Origin of the sequence: Bartonella sp. PS7NMGDW, assembly GCF_042193585.1 — a bacterium.
GTDB classification, from domain to species: Bacteria; Pseudomonadota; Alphaproteobacteria; order Rhizobiales; family Rhizobiaceae; genus Bartonella; species Bartonella grahamii.
In genome coordinates this window covers 1-5055 of sequence record NZ_JBHILX010000033.1, presented here as the reverse complement: position 1 = coordinate 5055, position 5055 = coordinate 1, and the positions used below count along the sequence as shown (strand labels likewise).

Sequence of the window (5055 nt, the reverse complement as noted above, 5' to 3'; positions counted from 1 at the left end):
TCTATAATCCTAGCGCGTAATGTCATGCTGTAACCAGAAACTAAAATGAGGCATTCACGTTTAGGAAGGTTGTAACAGTTTTGGGGCTTACCCTGTTTATCTAAATAGGTGGATCCAAATTTGGATTGACCCCCTTCAGGATATAATTCTCCTAACATTTGTCGAATATCACGCATAATATGCGCATGTTGCTTACCGCATAACTCTGCAATTTCACGACTAGACATGGTTGGAACAGTTGTGTTTTGAAAATTGTTTTCAGGTATTGTAATAAAGTTTCGCATCATCACCCCCTTAATTAAGAAAAACATAAGTTTTGGTATAATATTCTGCCTAAGTTTCTATGGCGTTCTGCTTTAGCGATTTTCCTTGCTGCGTGAATTTTGAAGTAATGATTATCGGTTTTATCTGTTTCTATTTCAGATTTTGGACAAATCTTCTGTCTGTTCCATTCTTGTTTTGTAAAAACAAAATCCACGCCTTCTTTTAGATCAAACTTTTCAACACAATCGTTAAACCAAGTGGAAAAATCTTGTTTCAAATGTAAGTGCCTATGCATCACATGGGCTTTGACCATTTTGGCATAACCAATTTTGTTGTCTACCTCGTTTTCAGGTATGAGATATCCTTCACTATCATTATCATGTGTGTTCATAAGTTTACTCTAATCAATTATTGATGGGAAAAGGGGAGGCGCTTTTAAAAGCGCCCTTTAGAATTTTTAAAGCACATCACAAGCACGCAAACGGTGTTGTTGTTCGTAAGTACCGTAAATCTCATCATTATATTTTTCGTCTGCGATCTCGTCTAAAAGTCTATTGTAAACATCACTTTCGCATATAAAGTAATGAACCTCACTATCTTCATCGAGACGTTCGATATTTTCTTTTACATATGCTTCTGCAATTTCTTCAGAGATATCTTCACAATTATTCTCAGAAGGATTGATGCGAAAGATTTGGATTGCATCATCTACCTCATCAACAATGCTTAGAATTTGGCTTGCATCAAGTGGTCCAGACTCTGCAATGTGTTGATCTTTATCGTAGGCAACTAATAAAATTTCATCAGAATTTATAAGAATTGGATTTTCCATAATTTCTCCTCCCTAACGCCTCTTGGCAATTGTTTGTGCGTGGTTTATGGATATATTAGTACATTATGCACTAAAGATAGTCAAGTACATAATGTACTATTTTTTTTAAAAAATAAAAAAAAGACGAATCACGGCACAATTTAGAGAATCAAAATTTTGCTGTTTACTGATAAAAATCAAGCAAACTTGCTTCAATCTGTTGATAGCAATCTAATCGATAACGTGAACAGAGAATCGTATTGTGTTTACATATCAAGAATAGTGCGCCGTACACGACCTATTATAGAGATAGCGCCTTCAAGTTTTGGAGCCTTTATTGTTTTGTCGTATGAAGCGGGCTGAAAAGGAGGATCATCATTAGGTCTGTATCGTTTATATGTCGCTTGTCCAGATTCATCTGCAATTACATAGCAGGCATTAGGCACAAGTTTTTTGTCTCGCATATTTACAAATATTATAGAATCTGGAGGGCTAATTTTATTCATAGATGCGCCATCTACACGTAAAGCAATCCATTCACCGGCAGGAAGATTAACAGCCTCTGTCATAGGATAATCTGAAAAATCCATTATCCCATCTTGCTCGCTTAGTTCTCCAGCGCTAATCCATGAAACGAGAGGAATACTTATATTGAGGTTAGGACTTTCTTGAGGAGACTCGCCATACAAAATCCACCCCGGATCTACATTAAATACTTGTCCATAGAGCTCGGCTATTTGGCGCGAAATACCACGATTTCCATTTTCGTGACTAATTAGGGTATTTTGATTAAGAGCTGGTACAGCGCGCGCAGCTTCGCTTGGTGTTGCATATCCAGCATTCTTACGCGCTATTTTAAGTCTATCTTTTGGCAAATAAGTCATTTGTACATTATCCACTATTTTTTTAATTCATTGTGTACGATTTTATCTTGATTAAAAGTTGTACGTAATGTACTATTTGTGTCATGGTTAATGATTTTTATGTCAAAAGTTTGATTGAATCTTGGGGATCTATACGCCAATTTGCAAAAGAAATTGGTTGTAGCTATGAGGCTGCGCGTAAAATGCGTGATCGCAATAGTATTTCTCCAAAATACTGGAATATAATTATTCAGTTGTCTAAAGCTAAGGGTCTATCTTGGGTTACACTAGATTGGTTCCTACATAATTATGGGAGTAAATCCCATAGAGTTATTCGTCCAATGACAAAACGAAGAAAAGATACGCTTCATCTGGTGAAGAAAATTAGTACAGCAAATGCATCACAAACAGTAATATCTTCTCATAGTGCTGCTCATACAGAAAATAACAAACATCAACAGCAGCATTCACACTCTTAAAGAAGAAAGATCAGAGATGATAGATGTCCCACAGATCACTATAAGCAAAGTCCAGTTGATTGATCTTGTTAATAATATTGGAGAGGCAACCATATATTATGGTGTCCGTTCGACTCAAGATGCATCTTTTGAAACAAGAATAGATCCCTCATCAACAGGTTATTTTGTCTATATGCTGTATAGTATCTTTGCGCGTGATGATAGAAATTATTTTCCATTATTGCCGTACGATGATTTTAATCAATGGTTTTCATCTGCGTTTACGCAAGCTTTTACAACTTGGTTTGATAATTATTTTTCTCAAGAGTTGTTATCTTTTTATCGCTTAAATGAGCTGATCTTGTTTATGATCTTAGTCAAAGATAAGCTTGATCTCTTAAGGCTTGATCTCTTAAGGGATGAAGTTATCAAAAAAAGAAATCAAATTAATAAATCATAGCATAAAAACGTTTTCCTAAGTAAATTAATCCAATTTTTTAAAGTCTATGAGGTCGGTTTGTGTCGTTACAGTCATTGTTGTTTCTGGTTTCAATGGGGATGTATGAGTAATGATTAAAGTAACTTGGGCTTTTATATCTTCTTCACGCGCTGCTACAAAAATAAGGATTCCTGTGTACTTATCTTCTAAGGGAGCTATAGAAATATTAACATCAATTTCTTGTCCCGTTCGAAAATCCTTTGCTTTCTCACAGTATCCGGATGATATTGTGTGTAACGTTGGTCTGGCATCAGGATTAACATATGATGCTTGCATTTGCCACAATCTTGTTTCCGGTTTGTATCTAATGCCATATCCAAGAATAAAGCGAGAACCATCTTTTAGCTTTATATTTAAAACGTGGATGACAGTTTGTGCATTGTTTTTTATTTTTAAACAAAGAAGCGTCCACTTGCCTTTTGTTGGAAAATGTGGGCCAGTTGTATATATGGAAGGTGGCGTTCCTAAATCCTCTACTCTTTTGTTATCTAACAAAAATTTAATATGTTCTTCTGACCATTTGGCAATATCTTTTGTCGATATCGCTTGCTCTTTAAGGGCTATCGTCTGTTCTTGGCTTTCTGCAAATTGCTTGCTTACCCATTCTCTATCTTCTTCTCGTTTTTTTGCAACTTTTTCTAAATCATCTTTCCGGATTTTGGCTGCTTCTTTACGGTCTTTATTTCTTAAAATAAGCGCTACTGAAAGCGACACAGCAAATGACACAAAACCTGTAAGAAATATCTTTATCCATTCTTGCATCTTTCCCCTCCCCACTTTTTTAGAATCATTGGGAGGTTACTTTTTCACAAACATTTTTGCAAGACAGGCAATCACAACGCGCTCTGTCATAACGCACGCATAAACACACAGCAACCTTAAGGGGGGATTATGATCACTAACGCACAAACCATTTTATGTCTTGATCTAGGGACCAAGACAGGCTGGGCGATATGCGGTGCGGATGGTCACATCATCAGTGGTGTCATGAATTTCCACCCCCGATATTTTGAAGTCGGTGGAATGCATTATTTACGCTTTAAGAGATGTCTATCAGAAATAAAACAGACAGTAGACAGCATTGACGCGGTGTATTTTGAAGAAGTGAGGCGTCATAATAGTACTGATGCAGTGCATATTTACGGTGACTTGTTATCAACCTTAACGACGTGGTGTGAACATCATCAGATACCGTATGAAGGCATTCCTGTTGGCACAATTAAGAAAGCAACAACAGGAAAAGGAAACGCATCAAAAGTAAAAATGATTAAGGCGGTGTGTGCAAAAGGACATACGCCTAAAGACGACAACGAAGCAGATGCTTTAGCAATTTTATATTTAATGAAAGAAGGGGGTATATATGTCCAGTAAATTACCGTGGACGAGGCTGTTTGCAGATAGGTGGATTCTTGATCTTGCTTGTTTATCTCCCATTGAATGCAATGTTTATATAAAATTGCGTTTGCAAATGCTTTATACTGGAGAGCCGCTTTTAAATAACACAAAGGTCTGGGCTAATTACACTGGTTGTTCAGTAAAAATGTTTATGAAAGCGTTAGAAGTTTTAATAAGCACGGGTCATATCGAACGTTTAGACGATGGGTGTTTATGGAGTTTAAAAGTTGAAGAAGAACTCAATAACTCTAATGAAAGCTTAGATAAGGTATCGAAGACATCTCGGTCAAAGAAGTTATCAGAGAGAGCAAAGAAAGCAGCGCAGGCAAGATGGGATAAACATACAAATGATGCTTGTGATGATGCTAAAGCCATTGAAAATACTGATAAAAACAATGCTAAAGCCATGCTTAACGATGCTAAAGTTATTAAGCATGATGCTAACAGTATGCTTAAGGATGCTAAGCATGATGCTTACGACATGCTTAATGATGCCTATATATATAACATAAACAATAACACTAACATTAACAGTTATAATAAAAAAACTAAAACTATCGTTTTAGCAAAAAAAGAAATTGGTTCTGAAGATTTAGAAACAATCGATTTGGTTGACGAGCCAACAGAGGTTGCTGCTGTTGAGACCACATCAGAGCAAATCACAACATCATCAGACAACCAACCTCCAATTCACGAGCAAGAGAACGTTCCCAAAAAAGCAAAACGAGCGCAAGCTAATCGCGGTTGTCGATTGCCTGCGGATTT

Annotated in this window: 9 protein-coding genes; 4 read left to right on the top strand and 5 right to left on the bottom strand. The window is 36.5% G+C overall.

The window, feature by feature from the left end; genetic code table 11:
• From ACFIKJ_RS08525 to ACFIKJ_RS08510, 4 genes are all read right to left on the bottom strand, one after another.
• Positions 1 to 284 (bottom strand): Rha family transcriptional regulator (locus ACFIKJ_RS08525; RefSeq protein ID WP_375670484.1); only part of this gene is annotated, 284 nt, incomplete at its 3' end.
• Positions 285 to 298: 14 nt separating this feature from the next.
• Positions 299 to 655, bottom strand: a complete 357-nt coding sequence (locus ACFIKJ_RS08520; RefSeq protein ID WP_375649761.1) for an antA/AntB antirepressor family protein — start codon at positions 653 to 655, stop codon at positions 299 to 301.
• Between the two features lie 66 nt (positions 656 to 721).
• Positions 722 to 1096, bottom strand: a complete 375-nt coding sequence (locus tag ACFIKJ_RS08515; protein ID WP_375653149.1) for a hypothetical protein — start codon at positions 1094 to 1096, stop codon at positions 722 to 724.
• Positions 1097 to 1341: 245 nt separating this feature from the next.
• Entirely contained in the window at positions 1342 to 1959 is a 618-nt protein-coding gene (locus ACFIKJ_RS08510; protein ID WP_375627036.1) for a S24 family peptidase, read from the bottom strand.
• A gap of 83 nt (positions 1960 to 2042) precedes the next feature.
• On the opposite strand from ACFIKJ_RS08510, the gene ACFIKJ_RS08505 reads away from it, so the two are divergent.
• Both ACFIKJ_RS08505 and ACFIKJ_RS08500 read left to right on the top strand, forming a co-directional pair.
• Complete coding sequence (locus ACFIKJ_RS08505; protein WP_375627509.1) at positions 2043 to 2417, top strand: hypothetical protein; 375 nt, start codon at positions 2043 to 2045, stop codon at positions 2415 to 2417.
• A gap of 16 nt (positions 2418 to 2433) precedes the next feature.
• Entirely contained in the window at positions 2434 to 2856 is a 423-nt protein-coding gene (locus ACFIKJ_RS08500; protein ID WP_375624052.1) for a hypothetical protein, read from the top strand.
• Positions 2857 to 2880: 24 nt separating this feature from the next.
• On the opposite strand, the gene ACFIKJ_RS08495 is transcribed toward ACFIKJ_RS08500, so the two are convergent.
• A complete protein-coding gene (locus tag ACFIKJ_RS08495) occupies positions 2881 to 3657 on the bottom strand; it encodes a hypothetical protein (RefSeq protein ID WP_375652038.1) in 777 nt (258 codons plus the stop codon).
• A gap of 129 nt (positions 3658 to 3786) precedes the next feature.
• Here ACFIKJ_RS08495 and ACFIKJ_RS08490 point away from each other — a divergent pair, with 129 nt between their 5' ends.
• Together ACFIKJ_RS08490 and ACFIKJ_RS08485 are read left to right on the top strand one after the other, a co-directional pair.
• Positions 3787 to 4266 (top strand): crossover junction endodeoxyribonuclease RuvC, encoded by a 480-nt coding sequence (locus ACFIKJ_RS08490; protein WP_375627506.1) that lies wholly within the window; start codon positions 3787 to 3789, stop codon positions 4264 to 4266.
• On the top strand, positions 4256 to 5055 hold an 800-nt coding region (locus ACFIKJ_RS08485; RefSeq protein ID WP_375670483.1), incomplete at its 3' end, for a hypothetical protein. The genes ACFIKJ_RS08490 and ACFIKJ_RS08485, both read left to right, overlap by 11 nt.